At 35.3% G+C, this 15,216-nt stretch carries 14 protein-coding genes; 7 read left to right on the top strand and 7 right to left on the bottom strand.

Going from position 1 to position 15,216, the window contains the following annotated elements:
• From N2Z72_03740 to N2Z72_03730, 3 genes are all read right to left on the bottom strand, one after another.
• Positions 1-1,108 (bottom strand): hypothetical protein (locus N2Z72_03740; protein MCX7696791.1); only part of this gene is annotated, 1,108 nt, incomplete at its 3' end.
• Positions 1,080-1,586 (bottom strand): NADH-quinone oxidoreductase subunit NuoE, encoded by a 507-nt coding sequence (nuoE, locus tag N2Z72_03735; GenBank protein MCX7696790.1) that lies wholly within the window; start codon positions 1,584-1,586, stop codon positions 1,080-1,082. The genes nuoE and N2Z72_03740, both read right to left, overlap by 29 nt.
• Before the next feature lie 5 nt (positions 1,587-1,591).
• Positions 1,592-2,089, bottom strand: coding sequence for a response regulator (locus tag N2Z72_03730; protein ID MCX7696789.1), 498 nt, complete (start codon positions 2,087-2,089; stop codon positions 1,592-1,594).
• Positions 2,090-2,299: 210 nt separating this feature from the next.
• Between N2Z72_03730 and N2Z72_03725 the strand changes: the two genes are divergently transcribed.
• The 3 genes from N2Z72_03725 (at position 2,300) to N2Z72_03715 (ending at position 5,732) form a co-directional block, all read left to right on the top strand.
• Positions 2,300-4,378, top strand: coding sequence for a Cache 3/Cache 2 fusion domain-containing protein (locus N2Z72_03725; protein MCX7696788.1), 2,079 nt, complete (start codon positions 2,300-2,302; stop codon positions 4,376-4,378).
• Between the two features lie 11 nt (positions 4,379-4,389).
• The gene (locus tag N2Z72_03720; GenBank protein MCX7696787.1) at positions 4,390-5,058 is read left to right on the top strand and encodes a response regulator transcription factor; all 669 of its coding nucleotides are present in this window, start codon (positions 4,390-4,392) and stop codon (positions 5,056-5,058) included.
• Positions 5,059-5,138: 80 nt separating this feature from the next.
• Positions 5,139-5,732 carry a sigma-70 family RNA polymerase sigma factor gene (locus tag N2Z72_03715; protein MCX7696786.1) on the top strand — a complete coding sequence of 198 codons (594 nt, stop codon included), beginning with the start codon at positions 5,139-5,141 and terminating at the stop codon, positions 5,730-5,732.
• On the opposite strand, the gene N2Z72_03710 is transcribed toward N2Z72_03715, so the two are convergent.
• Positions 5,729-6,586: a hypothetical protein gene (locus N2Z72_03710; GenBank protein ID MCX7696785.1), complete on the bottom strand. Its 858-nt coding sequence runs from the start codon at positions 6,584-6,586 to the stop codon at positions 5,729-5,731. The two genes, N2Z72_03715 and N2Z72_03710, sit on opposite strands and share 4 nt — an antisense overlap.
• A gap of 325 nt (positions 6,587-6,911) precedes the next feature.
• Between N2Z72_03710 and N2Z72_03705 the strand changes: the two genes are divergently transcribed.
• The 4 genes from N2Z72_03705 (at position 6,912) to N2Z72_03690 (ending at position 10,866) form a co-directional block, all read left to right on the top strand.
• Positions 6,912-7,676, top strand: coding sequence for a 5'-nucleotidase C-terminal domain-containing protein (locus N2Z72_03705; protein ID MCX7696784.1), 765 nt, complete (start codon positions 6,912-6,914; stop codon positions 7,674-7,676).
• Positions 7,669-8,589 carry a metallophosphatase gene (locus N2Z72_03700; protein MCX7696783.1) on the top strand — a complete coding sequence of 307 codons (921 nt, stop codon included), beginning with the start codon at positions 7,669-7,671 and terminating at the stop codon, positions 8,587-8,589. Before N2Z72_03705 ends, N2Z72_03700 begins: the two co-directional genes overlap by 8 nt.
• Before the next feature lie 91 nt (positions 8,590-8,680).
• Positions 8,681-10,108: a chromosomal replication initiator protein DnaA gene (gene dnaA / locus N2Z72_03695; protein MCX7696782.1), complete on the top strand. Its 1,428-nt coding sequence runs from the start codon at positions 8,681-8,683 to the stop codon at positions 10,106-10,108.
• Between the two features lie 2 nt (positions 10,109-10,110).
• Positions 10,111-10,866: a prolyl oligopeptidase family serine peptidase gene (locus N2Z72_03690; GenBank protein MCX7696781.1), complete on the top strand. Its 756-nt coding sequence runs from the start codon at positions 10,111-10,113 to the stop codon at positions 10,864-10,866.
• On the opposite strand, the gene N2Z72_03685 is transcribed toward N2Z72_03690, so the two are convergent.
• The 3 genes from N2Z72_03685 to upp are packed head-to-tail and all read right to left on the bottom strand — an operon-like array spanning position 10,863 to position 15,137.
• Positions 10,863-13,238, bottom strand: a complete 2,376-nt coding sequence (locus N2Z72_03685) for a BamA/TamA family outer membrane protein (protein MCX7696780.1) — start codon at positions 13,236-13,238, stop codon at positions 10,863-10,865. The genes N2Z72_03690 and N2Z72_03685 overlap by 4 nt on opposite strands.
• A complete protein-coding gene (locus tag N2Z72_03680; GenBank protein MCX7696779.1) occupies positions 13,231-14,481 on the bottom strand; it encodes an ABC transporter permease in 1,251 nt (416 codons plus the stop codon). Before N2Z72_03680 ends, N2Z72_03685 begins: the two co-directional genes overlap by 8 nt.
• Positions 14,482-14,483: 2 nt before the next feature.
• Positions 14,484-15,137, bottom strand: a complete 654-nt coding sequence (gene upp / locus N2Z72_03675; GenBank protein ID MCX7696778.1) for a uracil phosphoribosyltransferase — start codon at positions 15,135-15,137, stop codon at positions 14,484-14,486.
• Between the last annotated feature and the right edge of the window lie 79 nt (positions 15,138-15,216).

Below are 15,216 nucleotides of genomic sequence, written 5' to 3'. Positions count from 1 at the left end.
TTGGGCAACCAAACAAACCACTGTGAACAGGATACGGAGGCCGGGGACGAGGCATGCCACGCTTTCCTTCAATACTGTGAAGTAAGGCTGTCTCCTCTCCACACACAAATGCACCAGCTCCTTTCTTAATCGAAATATGTACATCTAGACCCGTTCCTAAGATGTTCTCCCCCAAAAGATTTAAAGATTTTACCTCATTCAATGCATGTTCCAATCGCTTAATAGCAAGTGGATATTCAGTACGTATGTAAACATAACCCTTGGTAGCTCCAATAGCATAAGCTGCAATGAGCATACCCTCAATTAATCTGTACGGATCCCCTTCGATGACCGACCTGTCCATAAAAGCACCTGGATCCCCTTCATCTGCATTACATACAACATATTTTTGCGATCCACTTGCCTCAAGGGCAAATTTCCATTTTTTACCTGTCGGAAAACCTCCACCTCCTCTACCTCTGAGTCCACTCTTTTCTATCTCTTCACAAACCTGCTCAGGTGTAAAATGTGTAATGGCCTTAACGAAACTTTTAAAACCACCTCTAGCAATGTATTCATAAATATCTAATGGGTTGATAATTCCACAGTTACTTAGAACGATTCGCTTCTGTTTTCTAAAAAATGGATGATCTGATAACAAGGGTACTCCATCCCATGGTGTAGAACATGGAATAGGAATTTGGCCTAGCACCAAATCAGGAGTTGGAAGATTCCCTTTCAAGAGTTCATTTAAAATATAATCAACCTGATCAGGCCTAACTTGAGCAAAGGAAAGTCGATATTTACCAGGAATCACGACGTCCATAATTGGCTCAAGAGCACATATTCCAATACAACCAGTAGAAAGAATATCTATTGAAAGATTATTTTTTCTAACAATCTCTTCTAAGCTATTCCATATTTTATCGGCACCAGCCCCCAATCCACATGTGCCCATTCCCACAAAAACTACTGGTCTTTTCACTTCTTCATGCCTGAGCAAACTAAGAATTTTGCGAACACGCTCATCACGAGATGTACTATTGACATCTCTCAAAATGGTTTCAGAAATAAGCCATTTTAATTCCTTTTCATTGATTTCATTGTTCAACCAAGGCATTTTGTTCATGACGACAAGTTTTTATGATTTCTTCAATTTTTTGCTGATCTACACTGGCATAAAAAACATTGTTTACAGTGACGACTGGTGCTAATCCGCATGCACCGAGGCAAGCTACAACTTCCAAACTAAAAAGACCATCACGTGTGGTATCTCCAGCTTTAATTCCAATCAATTTTTCCAAATGTTCTAGCACAGTTGCAGACCCCAACACATGACATGCAGTACCTCGACATACTTGAATGTGGTACTTTCCAAGAGGTTTGAACCTAAACTGATTATAAAATGTTGCCACTCCAAATACTTTTGCAGGAGTAAGGGAAGTATGGCGCGATACCGCTTCCATAGCTTCCCTCGATAGATATCCCATGGCTTCCTGGATGTCCTGCAAAATCGCTATGAGATATTCAGGTTTTCCTTCGGGATATTTTTCTAGTATTTCGAGAATTTTCTCTTTCATAGCTGTCTCTTTGATTTGAACAAACATGTTGTTTAGTTCAAAAATTTCCTAACTTCTTCCAAAAGCTTGCTTGCTTCAACAGGCTTCCTGATAAAACCATTTACATTGAACCAATAAGATTTACCATCCTCTGCCAGATAATCGATACCTGCTGTTCCATCAATGATATTCTTTACAAGTAATACCTGCAAATCCTTAAAGTTTGGATCTTTTCTAAACTCACGTGCCATTTCTTGAACAGCAACTTTACTTGTTATAAGTACGTCGATCGATGTCTGAATCAAGAATGGAATGTGTTTAAATTCGGGATTGTCAAGCATTTCACGAGCCATTTCAAAACCTTCAAAATACGTCGTCATCATAACATCGAGAATTACAAGGTCTGGTTTTTCTTTTCTTAGCTTTTCTAATCCTTCTTTTTTATTCATGGCCGAAACTACCACGTAATTCTCTTTTTCAAGAATGGCCTTCACCATGGTGATGACATCCATGTCATCATCAACTACTAAAATTTTCTTTTTTGTTTCCATAATTCTCTGTTTTTGGGTTAAACTTTCTGAAATAAAATTACGTTGGACTCAGTTCCTGCTGATAGCAGTTCTATACGAATTTTTAAGCATTTTTCTACCAAAAATTTTTCTATTCATTGCAGTTTTGTACCAAAATAAACTTTCAGTTTTATGCAAGAAATCATAAATTTCATCAGTTTGGACTTTGCTGAAAACTTGTAATTTTAACTCATGAAAGTGAAAAAAACATTACCTCTGCGCATTCAACTCATATTACCCATTGCTATTGCCATTGTAGGAATCGTTGTGTTCACTTCTCTTTGGTATTATAAATACACCATCAATCGTTCGACGGAAAATTTAAAGTCAGACATTTTTCTAAAAGTTAAACTTTTGGATCTTTTTTTTCAACGTGAAGCGTTGCGTAAACAAGAAGAAGTGAAAAAGTCTATTACATTATTTTATCGTACATTTTCTAGCTCTCCCATTCAATTTACCAACGAGAAATTTTCGATTACACTCGAAAATCAATTCACGGGTCAATCTATTCAATCAAAACTCTTAAAATGGAAAATCAAAAACCGCGATTTGATTGGAGATACTACATGGATTGATTCTCTTCAACAACTTTATGGAGGTACTCTTACTATTTTTCAGAGATTTGACAGTGGTTTTGCTAGAATTAGCACCACAGTCTTGAAAACTAACCAAAAACGTGCTTTTTTTACTTTTATTCCACTGAACAACCCGATTTCACAGACCGTACTTAAAAAGCAAACTTATGAAGGACGTGCTTTCGTAGTAAAGGACTGGTTTTACACTTGCTATAAGCCAATTTTGATTAACGATTCGGTTGTTGGCATGCTTTATTATGGTCTCAAAGAAAAAAATTTCGATGAACTCGTACCATTTTTGTCTCATTTCGTTACGGGGAAAACAGGACAACTTTGTATTGTCGACCATCACGGAACTCTTTACTTTCATTCTGGAGACAAAAAATGTGAGGTTGATTCCATCAAACTGCAGCAAGTGAGCTCAAATCCCCAAAAAATATATACATTTAACAACAATCAAAAACTTTATTATGCTAAATATATTCCTCCTTTCGACTTGTTTATCATTTATAGCATAAATCCATCAGTTGAACTGGAAGATATACGTCAAAATGCTCTGAAGGGCATTATGCTCGTTTCCATTTTTGCCATTGTTTTCATGGTTGGATTTGTGTACTATTTTACCACTGACCGACTTTACAAAATAAGTCGGGAAATACTCAAAAGCAAACGACAACTCAGCAAGGTTTCAAAAGCTCTTGCTGACTCAGAAGACAGATTTAAAAAACTTTTTAACAGCAGTGGTGACGCTATTTTTGTCACCGACGAAGATGAAAACATTATTGAAGTAAATGAAGCTGCATGCAAAGAACTTGAATATACCCGCGAAGAATTACTTAGAAAAAAAATTACTGAAATCAAATCTGAAGCATACAAAGATAAAGTCTCTGAAAATCGACGTATCATCTATGAAAAAGGTTTTCATCAATTCGAATCCGAACATGTTACCAAATCGGGAAAAATACTAAAAGTCGAATTCATCAGTCGATTGGTAAACTACAGGGGCGAAAAGCTTATCCTGAGCGTTGTTAGAAACGTTACAGATCGTATTGAACTAGAAAGAAAGATGCTAAGTGCTGCCATTAGAGGAGAAGAAAAAGAACGTCAAAGAATTGCAAGGGAACTCCATGATGGCTTAGGCCCTCTTCTTTCAACATTAAAACTCTATGTTGGAGAACTATCAGGCGATATTACCCGTCAGGAAAAAGAAGACTTACTACAACATATTCACGAAATTATTGACGAATCTATTCAGAATATACGACAAATTGCAAATAACCTCATGCCTAGCATTATTAATGATTACGGACTGATTAAAGCTATCGAACACTTTTGCGAAAAAATAAATAAAACCAACACCATCAACATTCATTTTGAATACGATATTCAAAAAGAAAGGATTAATTCAGACCTCGAACTCATACTTTTTAGAATCATCAGCGAACTTATTAACAATACACTCAAACATGCTAACGCTGAAAATATCAATATCTTGCTTATTCAACAGGAACAAAAGCTTTATGTTTTCTACAAAGACGATGGTATAGGATTTGATCCCCAATTAATCCTTCAACAAGAAAGCACTGGCCTTGGCTTAAAAAGTATCATCAGTCGAATTAAATCTATCAACGCCAACTATTTTGTATCTTCTTCTCCTGGAAAAGGTTTTTCATTTAAATTAGAAGTCACATTGTAATTTAAGTAAATATGAACACCATAGATGATGTGATCAAAATTTCAATCGTTGACGACCATGAACTTTTTCGCAACGGCGTTAAAATGGTTTTGTCGAAAATGCCACAAGTCAAGGTGATTGGTGAATACCCATCTGGAAACATATTCCTTCTCGACTTAATCCAAAACCAACCTGATATAGTGCTCATGGACATACGCATGCCCGACATGGATGGAATCGAAACTACCCGGCTTGCCTTGAAAAAAACACCCAGTTTAAAAGTAATAGCTCTCACTATGTTTGGAGAAGATGACTATATAGAAAGCATGATGGAAGCAGGTGCTAAAGGTTTCTTGCTTAAAAATATCAGCAAAGAAACTTTAGAAAAAGCTATTCATGCCGTCATGAATGGAAAATATTATTTCTCGGAAGAGCTTTTTGAATATTTTACACGTCAAATATCACGAGAAAAAGAAAAGCATACTCCCATTGAAGTTGAAAAAATCCAATTTACTCGACGTGAAAAAGAAATTCTACAACTATTATGCGAAGGTCTTAGCAATAAAGAAATAGCTGAAGCTCTCTGTATTAGTGAACGAACTGTTCTCAATCACAAAGCAAACCTTATGGCTAAAACAAATACTAAAAACTCCATTGCACTTATGGCCTATGCTATAAAAAACAAAATTGTTGTTATTTAACGTAACTTTTTTTTTAATTTTGCGTCTAACTAATTAGAAAACATTCTATCGAAGCACATCTACGCTCAAATTCTTAAAGTATGAATTGGCAAGATTTGAGCGATGATGCTTTGATAGAATTGTTTCAAAGTGGTAATCACAAAGCATTTGAAATTTTATTTAAAAGGTATAAGCCAAAAGTTTACTCTTATCTTCTTTCAATCACAAAAAATCGGGAGCTCGCATTGGATATGCTTCAAGATGTTTTTTTCAAAGTCATTGAAACTTTGAAAAAAAATTCCTATCAACACCAAGGCAAGTTTGCTCATTGGCTTATGCGCATTACACATAATTTAGTGATGGATCATTTTCGAAGCATTTCACTGCACTATGAAACTTCCGTGTTACAAACCGAAGATGAGTCCTACGATATAAATGACATTATTCGCGACAACTCCATGAATATAGACCAGATAATATCTAAACAAGAATCTTATGAGCAAATCAGAGAATTATTGAAACTTCTACCACCCGAACAACAAGAAATTGTACGAATGCGAATATACGAGGAGATGAGTTTCAAAGAAATTGCAGCTACGCTCAACATAAGCATCAACACTGCCCTCGGTAGGATGAGATATGCGCTAATCAACTTGAGGAAATTATCTGCTCGATATCAAATGCAGTTTAATTAATTGAATATGAGTTCATAAATTCCATATCCTTCTTTTCCTTCAGAACAATAGATGGCCCGACTTTCATCGGGTGACATCCGGAAAAACAAATCATCACTTTTCGTATTTACGGGAAAAGACAAGGGTTCAGGAACCTCCCAAGACACATTTTCGTCAGAGAAAGTTGACACATAAATATCAAAATCTTTTTTTGCATCCGAGCGTGTACTGAAATAAAGTGTAACCCCATCTTTGAGCAGAAAAGGTGCAACTTCATCGCCAGCCGAGTTGATAGGTGCACCCAAATTCCTTGGTTCCGTCCACTTCTTACCATCCCATTCAGTCTCATAAATATCATATCCCCCATAACCACCAGGTCTGTTGGAGGAAAAATATATTTTCATTCCATCGCTGTTAAAAGAACCCATAACTTCGTTGTAGGGAGAATTAAACGATAGTTTTTCGGGCGTACTAAAACTTCCATTGCTAAATCTAACTACATATAAATCAGCATTGTTATCTTCAATGATGCTCACAATAAACTTACCTTCAATCCCTTTCCACGTCGATAATTCTTCAGGTGTCGATAAATATTTCTGAATCAATTGTCCCTGAACAATGGGTGCCATCAAAAAACGAAAAGGTTTTTGTACTGCGTAAAAACTACTTACGATCCCATCCTGAAATGAAATGCAGAAAATAGCATTAGAACCAGAACTATAACCAAGAGGAAGATGATAAAGATGTTGTGTATTTATTGAAACCAATTGCCTTGCCTTAATGTTTTCACTACTATCGCCAGGTGCTTCACTACCAGCAATCAAAAAAAACACTACTCCTATTACGAAAACGCAAAATGAGCACGATTTCCTCATAATTTTTTCCTAAATATATATTTTGTTTTCTCTCCTTTCGGTACAGGAAAAATAGTATTTTGTTGGGATTTTTATATAATAATTTTTGTCAAATCATAATGCATTTTCATATATTTAATAAATTTATTAGTATTAAAAAATATATTTTATAATTTATTTATTTAGATTAAAATATCTTATAGCTACTTTAAATTTTAAAAAAGTTTAACCAATGATATAATTTAAATCAAATATAAATTACTAAAAAAAATTACACCGAGTTATTTTACATTTGAAAAAATGTAATTTTATCGTCCATTTGAATTTAAACGTGTTTTGTATAAAAATGGTTAAATATTTTAACATTTTTACTCTTTTTTTGCTCTTAAGTCTAACTTCATGTCATGTACGATCGGTTTATAAATTCGAAACTCAAACGTTGATCATTATAGATAGTTTGGGAAGGGATGAGAAAATTGTTCAGTCATATTTGCCATATAAAAGACAGATTGATTCGTTGATGAGTGAAGTTATAGGTTTTGCAACCACTAATTTGGAAAAGGGACAACCTGAAAGTACGTTGGGAAACTTTTTTTGTGATGCTTTGCTCGAATACGTAAAAGAATATCATCATGACATGTTAGAAAATTTACCAACCATGGTTTTACTAAACAACGGAGGATTCAGAACAGAACTGAAAAAAGGACAAATCACTGTAGGAGATATTTATCGACTCATGCCTTTTGATAATACTATTGCTATATTACAACTCAAAGGAATAGATATGCAGAGACTTTTTAATTTTATAGCAGGAAAAGGTGGAATGCCCATAGCAGGGGCTAGACTCATATTCGAAGCAAATATTTGCACAAAAGCTTATATTAATGAATTTCCTTTAGAAGAGAATGCAATTTACAATGTTATTACATCCAATTATCTTGCTGCTGGGGGGGATGGACTGAACCTATTGAAAGATGCAACAAGGGTAACGGAAGTTCAAGTGCTTTTACGCGATGCTTTTATCATTTATCTTAGGAAATTACAAGAAAAAAACATTCACATTGAGGGCAAAAAGGATGGTAGAATAAAATATATAACAAATCATGAATAGAAGGGATTTTCTCAAGACATCTTTAACCTTGCTAGCTTCTTCTACATTTTCTTTTTTAGAGGCAAAAGCCAATAAATTAGGTACGCAAACCATCCGCATCATTCACACCAACGACACACATAGCCAAATCGAACCACTTCCTCTTAATCATCCTAAATACCCTGGCAGAGGAGGTTATGCAGCACGAGCCGCTGTTGTCAATAAGCTACGCGCGGAAGGATATCCTACGCTATTACTTGATTCTGGAGATGTTTTTCAAGGCACTCCCTATTATAATTTCTATAAAGGCGAACTCGAAATGAAACTCATGTCCGACATGAAATACGATGCCATGGCTATTGGAAATCATGAATTTGATGGAGGTATTGATGGTCTTTATGAAGCTTTAAAATTTGCCAGATTTCCTGTATTGTCATCCAATTATGATTTTTCTAAAACAAAACTAAGTCAAATCATAAAACCATATATCATTTATCGATTTAATCACATCAAAATCGGTATTTTCTCTCTTCTTCTTAATCCTGATGGATTGATTGAAAAAAAATTGCTAGGAGAAGTGAAATACAAAGATCCTGAGATCACAGCAGCATACTTTGCTCATTTTCTGAAAAAAAAGAAAAAGTGTCATGCGGTTATATGTTTAAGTCATCTAGGTTTAGACACCTCATCAAACTCTATTGGTGACTTTGATTTGGCAAAAAAAAGCAAAAACATTGATCTTATTCTTGGGGGTCATAGTCATACTCTCTTACAAAAACCTATTCAATTACGCAATTCCGATGGAAAAACGATTATTATTACTCAGAATGGTGCTTACGGAGTTCAGCTTACCATTGTGGACATGATGTTCAACTTCTTGGGTGATTTAGTTGGAGTGAATTCTTATACAAATTTTTTAAAAAAACAAGGATGAAAAAACTTTTTTTTTCACTTTTTTTCCTTTTATTTTGTCAGTCCAAATTTGTATCATTTAATAGATTGATTTAAATTATTAAAAAAGGTTCATGATGAACGAATTAACGGGGAAGTGGAAAAAATGCATGGAGATCATACGAGACAATATTGATGATCGGAGCTTCGAAGCATGGTTTAAACCCATTCACCCCGTATCTTTCGAAAACAATACACTCACTATAGAGGTACCTAGTCAATTTTATTACGAATGGATAGAGGAGCATTATATTGATTTACTCAAAAAGACTATACGCAGTGTATTTGGCAGTGGAACAAAACTTTCATACAAAATAAAGCTCATAAATTCCCAAGAAAACCACACATCCATCCAGCTACCCAGCAATGAAAAGCAGGTAATCTATAATCCTCCTGTCGACATACCTCCCCAAATTTTATCGGCTCAAGGCAAAAGCATTCATCCTTTTATCGTACCAGGTATTCAAAAAGTAAAAATCAATTCAAATCTTGTCGAAACCTTAAATTTTGAAAATTTTGTCGAAGGAGATTGCAATCGCCTATCTCGTTCGGCAGGACTTGCTATTGCTAAAAATCCTGGAAAAACATCGTTCAATCCGTTTTTTGTTTATAGTGACGCAGGGCTTGGAAAAACTCACCTGGCTCACGCTATTGGAATTGAGATTAAAAGGAATTTCCCCGATAAGATTGTCTACTACATTCAAGCCCAAGAGTTTTTAAACCATTTTATTGATGCTCTCAAAGACAATTCTATCAACGACTTTGTTTATTTCTATCAAATGTTGGATGTTCTTATTCTAGATGACGTTCACTGTTTTAATAATAAACCTAAAACGCAAGAGGTATTTTTCCAAATTTTTAACACCCTGCATCAGAAAGGAAAACAAATCATTTTAACAGCTGACAAGCCTCCTTCTGATCTGCAGGGATTTGAAGAAAGACTTCTATCTCGTTTTAAATGGGGATTGACAGCCGATTTGCAAATACCAGACCTTGAAACGAGGATAGCGATTATCCGGAAAAAAATTGAGCGGGATGGTATCCAGATGCCAGAAAATGTGATTGAATATATCGCTTCATCTATCATCTCGAACATACGTGAACTTGAAGGTATCCTTATCTCTCTCATTGCTCATTCCTCATTCAATCAAACTCCTATCACTGTCCAATTTGCTCAATCTCTTATTGAACAATACACCAAAACTGTTAAGGAAGAAATTCCCCTTGAAACCATATATAAGATTGTTTGTAAATATTTTGATATATCCCCTACTGAAGTTTTGAGCAAAAAACGAAAAAGAGAATTGGTAGAAGCACGACAAATTATCATGTATCTGGCCAAACGTTACACCAAAAAGTCCATGGAGTCAATCGGCAAAGAATTAGGTGGAAGAGACCATTCCACCGTCCTATATGCTATAAAAACAGTGAAAAATCTTATGGAAACTGATAAAAGATTCAGAGCTGATGTTGAGGAGATTGAAAAGCTTCTCAAAAGTTAATCATGGTTCGCTGGGTCTATGCTTTGTTTTTTCTATTGTCTTTTTCTGTCTCTTCACAATCTCTCGATACGCTGATAAAGCCATTCGTTTTCCAAAAAAAAGGTTATATTTTACCTTATCGTTTGTTCGTGCCCGCAGGTGATTCTACAACATATCCTCTTATTTTGTTTCTACATGGTGCGGGTGAACGTGGCAAGGACAATAAAGCCCAATTGACCCATTCACATTATTTTTTCAGGCCAGAAATAATGCAGAATCATCCATTTATTTTTCTTGCTCCACAATGCCCACCCAACGAGAGATGGGTTGAAGTTTCGTGGAAACTTGTTTCTCACACCATGCCATCCGAACCATCTAATGTATTAAAAGCGGTGTTTGATCTTCTTGACTCGCTTATCAAAGTGCTTCCTGTTGATACACACAGAATTTATGTTACCGGGCTAAGTATGGGGGGCTTTGGAACATGGGATGCTTTATGCAGACGTCCTGATTTTTTTGCTGCTGCTATGCCCGTATGTGGAGGTGGCGATGAGAATAAAGCTTGCCTGCTTAAAAATATTCCTATCAAAGCTTTTCATGGTTCGGATGATAAAGTGGTCATTCCTGCACGAACTATGAACATGGTAAATGCCATACGAGGTTGTGGGGGCATCCTGGCTGAGTTTATCATTTATGATGGAGTGGGTCATGATTCTTGGAAATATGCTTTTGGCGATATAAATAACATTTTTTGGCTACTTCAACAAAGAAAACCTTAAAAAGGATATCCGATTCCAAGGTTAAAATTCACTTTTTTAATACTTTCTTTAAAAGGAAGAAATGGAGGTAGTTTAACAGGATCGCGGATAGGTATAGCTGCATCGACACGAACAACTAGAAAATCGAAATCCATTCTTAAGCCAAAACCAGTTCCTAAAGCAATCTGTTTGTAAAAAGATGCTGAAAATTCTCCACCTGGAAATTCATTGTTTTTTCTCCACAGCCAAACATTGCCTGCATCAGCAAAAAGAGCACCTTTGAACCAACTCCAGATGGGGAAACGATATTCATATGACAAAATCAAAGAAATATCACCGGTTCTGTCAAGAACCGTTGTATCGTTGTATATGCCCGGACCGAGCGATCTGAATTTCCATGCACGTATGTCATTTGCACCTGATGCCGAATAACTTTTTTCAAAAGGTAAAATGATGCTATTCCCAAAAGGAAAACCCAACCCAGCAAATAACCTAAAAGCCATTAACTGCTTTTCACCAATTCGATAATAATAGCGACGATCAAGATCAAGTTTCAAATACTGACTATAAGCTATATCAAGTAGTTTATAAACCTCATTCTGCATAGCGCTGTTAAATCCAAATATGATCCAATATGTAATTCCAGCCATTTCAAAATTCGTACGTCTATATGAATAAAAGCGAGATTTAGCATCCTGATTATTAAACACAACGGAAAGTCCCATGGAAGGAATTAAGTGGTCTGTATAGCTATATCGTAAAGGTTTAGGGAATTCCATGAGCAAAGCTTTAAAAATTGAATCAGGATTAACCTTAACCAAGTTGAGAGGGGCATATACTTGAATATATCGATATGATGATTCCTTGTATTCCAATGAAGCACTTAATGTGGTAATATATCTAGAATAACTGGGGCGAAGTTGATAGTGAAAACCACTGACAAAACGCATCATTGGACGAGCAGAACGAGCAAACAGGGAACTACTGAGGGGAACCATCAAATTCGCCTGAAAATTGTATTCAGCAGAATTGAAAGGAAGTACTTTCACAATTTTTTGTGTTGTATCCTCTTCAAAAAAAGATCTTTGAAGCTCTAGCCCACCGCGGGCAGAAATTGAGAATTGCTGTGCTCGGGCAAATAAATTTTTATTTCTGTATACAAAGCTACCGGCCATGCCCAAATTACCTGCGTTGTTGGTGGCATCCATTTCAATATTAATGGAATTTCGTATCATAGGCGTGAGTTCGATATAAGTATCTAAAGTTCCTGCCTCGGAATGATCTACATCTTGTGCGGCTAAGTAGCGAACATTTACATAACGAAAACAATTTAAACCATTCAAAGCATCAATGGTTCTTATGGCATCATCTTCATTAAACCAATTTCCTTTTGAAAAAAACAACCTGTTAGAGACAGTAGCAGGTTTTAAAAACAATTTATCATCATAAATAAAATAAATACTATCAAGTCGTCCGTTCTTTCTTTTCCATGAATAAAGTAAGGTATCTCTTAAGGAAGAATCATTTCGAGTAAAAGAAAAATTAAGATCAACATAAATGTTCCCTATTTTATAACGCTCGTGTTGCACATGTTGTTCATTCTTCTTAGGCATCAGAATTCGTAGTTCTATATTGACTGTTTTATGTTTTGAAGATGTATCGATAAAAAATCGTATGTAATCTTTATTAAATTGAAAAAAACCGTTTCGTCGCAATTCCTTAGTAATTAAAGTTCTTTCATTATCCATAACCTCTTCGTCATACCTCATTCCTTCGCGTAAAAGTGATTGAGGTAAATACTGCTGAAGAAAACTGTTCATGTAAACATCTTCACTCTTTCTTTCAATACTTTTAACAATGTAGGGAGACCCTGCATTAACAGTATAAATCAACTGAACTTTGTTCTTTTTGATAGGCTTAATGCTGTCGTAAACACGTACATCAAAAAAACCCTTTTGTTTCATATACAAAACCATATTGTCCATATCTCTTTTGGACAAAAGTGAATCGTAAAAAGATGGGGGTTCTCCTACCACATTCATCATCCAACTTTTAAGACTTGACTTGGCTTTTTGCTTTAACCTAGCTTGATTAACATATTTTTCAGGGTGCTTTTGTTTTTTGCGTTCTATTCTCCTTTCGATTTTTTTTAACTTTTCAGATGATTTATCCTTAAGGGTATAACCTAGTAAATAAATCCCCGTGTAAAAACGCACACCTAAAATTTTTCTATCAGCTTTTTGCCTTGTTAAATTTTCTAGGTCGTAAATATCTATGCTACGATCATCGACCATGATCTTTCGATCAATAATATGATATTTTTCTGGGAAATAACGATACGTTGAACAAGCCGTTAATAAGAAAAAAACACAAACTATATAGGATTTATTCATATCTCAGAGCATCTATTGGATGTAATTTCGATGCTTTCAGGGCCGGATATGAACCTGCAAGGATGCCTACCATGGATGTAAGCAAAAATGCTACTCCAACCCATAGCCATGGTATTACAAAAACTGTATCAAGCCATAATCCAATAGCATTTCCAACAACAATACCAAGTAGAATTCCTAGCAATCCACCAAACTGACTAATAAAAACACTTTCTAATAGAAATTGGTTTCGTATGTCTTTCCATGTTGCACCTAGAGCTTTTCGAACCCCGATTTCGCGAGTACGTTCTGAAACACTTACCAACATAATGTTCATTAAACCAATTGAAGCACCAATCAATGTTATAACACCGATTAAGGTAGCCGCCATAGTAAGATATTGAATGTTCTCAAGAAGTATTTGAAAAATAGAATCGCTTTTTCTAATTTCAAAATTGTCTGGATGATCGGGTGCTAATTTGCGAATATTTCGGAATATCCCTCTCGCTTCTTCTATAGCAAAATTCATTTGTTCAAGCTGATAAACCATGACATGAATTGAAAGAGAAACATCAGAAACAGTAAATTTATCAATTCCTGTTTTAAGAGGGACAAAACAACTGTTATCCATGCTGAAACCAAAGCTACTTCCTTGTGGTTTTAGTATACCTATAATCTGAAAGGGGATGTTAGAGATTAAAAAAGTTCTTCCTATAACACTGCTGTTACTGAATTGTGAGAATAACTTATTATTAACATCGTTGCCAATAATAGCTACCTGTCCACCGTCTACTTCTCTCTTTGTAAAATTTCTACCCTCAGAAATCTCAAGCCCTGCCGTCAGAAAATAGTTTTCGTCCACTGCATAAACACTTACATTTGGATGTGTCTTAATATTTTCATATTTACATACAGCAGCAAATTGAACAGGAACCGATAAAGAAACAACAGCTGGAAAATCAAATCGATCTTTGAAATCTTGAGCTTCTTCGAGGGTAATTTTTTTTTCCTGAATTTTTTTCTTTTTTCGAACCAAAAGTCCTTCTCTCTGAAAAGAAATCTTTGTAATGGTAAATGTGTTACTCCCCATGAGCATAAAGTTATTTTTCAGAGAAACTTTGATTGCTTCAATAGAGGTCAAGATGCCAACCAATGCTGTAATGCCCAAAGCTATGATCATGATGGTTAGAAAACTACGTAACCTTGTAGCTCTAATGGTGCGTATAACATGTAAAAAAGTATCGTAAATCACAGTCCATTTCATGCTCAATCTTTTGATCCAAATGCTAAATCTCCTGCATCACCTAGACCGGGAATAATATATGCTTGTGAATTAAGTTCTTCATCGATTGCTGCTGTCCATACGTACATGGAATCAAATCTAAAATGTTTCTCTAAGTATTGTAATCCATAAAAAGACGAAATAACACTAACCACATGAACCTCTCGTGGTGTACCATAATTAAATAATTGTTCCAGTGAAATTACAATGGAAGAACCAGTCGCAAGCATAGGATCGGACAAAACTAAAACTCGATCCTGCAAAGAAGGGGAATTAATATATTCTATCTGAATCGTAAAATTTCCGCTTTTGTGATGCTTACGATACGCCGACACAAAAGCGCAATCAGCCTTATCAAAAGCCATTAACAAACCCTCGTGTAAAGCCAAGCCAGCACGTAGAATTGTTGCAAGAACTGGGTAATTTTTAACCAACGGAATGTTGCATTCACCCAGTGGTGTTACGACATGTTTTGGTTCATATTCTAGGATCTTGCTTAGCTCATATCCCATAATAAAACCAATCCGTTTCATATTGTAACGAAAACGAAGTCTATCCTTTTGAATCACACGGTCCCGAATTTCGTAAACATAATGTTGCAGAAGGCTATTTTTTTCTCCTAGATTAATGATACGCATGAATTGTTTTTGCTAAATTAGTTTTTTTTATAAAAAAATTGATTTTTTCAATTAAGTAATATAGTTTTGTAAAAAATCT

It is taken from the genome of Bacteroidales bacterium (assembly GCA_026418905.1).
Taxonomy (GTDB): domain Bacteria; phylum Bacteroidota; class Bacteroidia; order Bacteroidales; family DTU049; genus JAOAAK01.
This window is presented reverse-complemented; position numbering and strand designations above follow the sequence as displayed.

Bases quoted from the DNA above. Each gene is read 5' to 3' on its own strand.
- N2Z72_03710 (MCX7696785.1), bottom strand. From the start codon at position 6,586: ATGAGGAAATCGTGCTCATTTTGCGTTTTCGTAATAGGAGTAGTGTTT.
- N2Z72_03685 (MCX7696780.1), bottom strand. From the start codon at position 13,238: ATGAATAAATCCTATATAGTTTGTGTTTTTTTCTTATTAACGGCTTGT.
- N2Z72_03705 (MCX7696784.1), top strand. From the start codon at position 6,912: ATGGTTAAATATTTTAACATTTTTACTCTTTTTTTGCTCTTAAGTCTA.
- N2Z72_03730 (MCX7696789.1), bottom strand. From the start codon at position 2,089: ATGGAAACAAAAAAGAAAATTTTAGTAGTTGATGATGACATGGATGTC.
- N2Z72_03700 (MCX7696783.1), top strand. From the start codon at position 7,669: ATGAATAGAAGGGATTTTCTCAAGACATCTTTAACCTTGCTAGCTTCT.
- N2Z72_03690 (MCX7696781.1), top strand. From the start codon at position 10,111: ATGGTTCGCTGGGTCTATGCTTTGTTTTTTCTATTGTCTTTTTCTGTC.
- N2Z72_03725 (MCX7696788.1), top strand. From the start codon at position 2,300: ATGAAAGTGAAAAAAACATTACCTCTGCGCATTCAACTCATATTACCC.
- N2Z72_03715 (MCX7696786.1), top strand. From the start codon at position 5,139: ATGAATTGGCAAGATTTGAGCGATGATGCTTTGATAGAATTGTTTCAA.
- N2Z72_03680 (MCX7696779.1), bottom strand. From the start codon at position 14,481: ATGAAATGGACTGTGATTTACGATACTTTTTTACATGTTATACGCACC.
- upp (MCX7696778.1), bottom strand. From the start codon at position 15,137: ATGCGTATCATTAATCTAGGAGAAAAAAATAGCCTTCTGCAACATTAT.
- nuoE (MCX7696790.1), bottom strand. From the start codon at position 1,586: ATGTTTGTTCAAATCAAAGAGACAGCTATGAAAGAGAAAATTCTCGAA.
- N2Z72_03720 (MCX7696787.1), top strand. From the start codon at position 4,390: ATGAACACCATAGATGATGTGATCAAAATTTCAATCGTTGACGACCAT.
- dnaA (MCX7696782.1), top strand. From the start codon at position 8,681: ATGATGAACGAATTAACGGGGAAGTGGAAAAAATGCATGGAGATCATA.